Source organism: Rhizobium sp. PEPV16 (assembly GCF_008919455.1).
Classification (GTDB): Bacteria; Pseudomonadota; Alphaproteobacteria; order Rhizobiales; family Rhizobiaceae; genus Rhizobium; species Rhizobium leguminosarum_Q.
The window spans coordinates 1-1005 of sequence record NZ_VSZV01000030.1 but is presented as its reverse complement, the minus strand read 5'-3'; the positions used below and the strand labels follow the sequence as shown (position 1 = coordinate 1005).

The 1005-nt window shown below is 60.7% G+C and carries 1 protein-coding gene; it reads right to left on the bottom strand.

The features are described from left to right. On the bottom strand, positions 1–964 hold a 964-nt coding region (locus FY112_RS00205), incomplete at its 3' end, for a Gfo/Idh/MocA family oxidoreductase (protein ID WP_151517338.1). Positions 965–1005: the final 41 nt, after the last annotated feature.

The window sequence follows — 1005 nt, the reverse complement described above, 5'->3', positions numbered from 1 at the left end:
CCATGCGGTCGCAGGCGAGGCTATCTTCTTCGAGGTAGGGCATGCCGTGGTGCAAGGTTCGGTTCGGTTCTCCCTGCACTTCGTAAATCAACTGGTCGGGGTGGGAGTCGGACCATTCGACGGAGGCCTTGGAGCCGACGAAACGGTAGCGCTGCGAACCCATGTTACCGGCATTCACCGAGGACACCCAAAGACGCCCGCGAGCGCCGTTGTCGTAATGCATGAGAACGGTCGCATGGTCTTCGAGCGGTGCACGGGTCGGAATGAAGGCCTTGCGGTCGCAGAGCAGCTTTTCGATCTTCATATGCGGCAGCACCACTTCGGAGAGATAGTAGAGGTGCGTGCCGATATCGCCGAGAACGAAGGTCGGACCAGCCGTCTTGGGATTGGTGCGCCATTTCACGGCTTCGCCGGCGCCCACATCGTCGCCCGCGTTGAAGCCGTGGGAATATTGCAAGTCGACGATGCGGATATCGCCGAGCATGCCCTTCTTGACCATCGCCGCCATCTGATGAACCAGCGGATGGCCGGTGAAACCGTAGGTGACGCCGACGATCAGGCCCTTCTCTTCGGCCAGCTTGGCGACCTCGTCACATTCGGCGACGGTAAAGAACAGCGGCTTTTCGCAAATGACGTGAAGACCGGCTTCCAGGCACGCTTTGGTGATCTCGTAATGGGTGAAGTTCGGCGTGGCGATCGAGACGACCTCGACACCGTCCTCACGCCCGGCCTCCTTGGCGATCAGCTCCTTATAGTCGCCATAGCATCTGTCCGCAGCGACGCCGATCTTCGTGCCGAAGTCGCGTCCACGCTCGGCGTCGAGATCGAAGGCTCCGCAGATGAGCCGGTAGGTGCCGTCCCGCTTTGCGCCGGTTCTATGCTTGTAGCCCACCTGCCCGGTACGGCCGCCGCCGACCATGCCCCAACGCAGGGGGCGCTCGATGGATATTTCTCCGTTGATCATCTGATCATCGCTCCTGAAGTGGCCAATAGTGTCATTCCGCC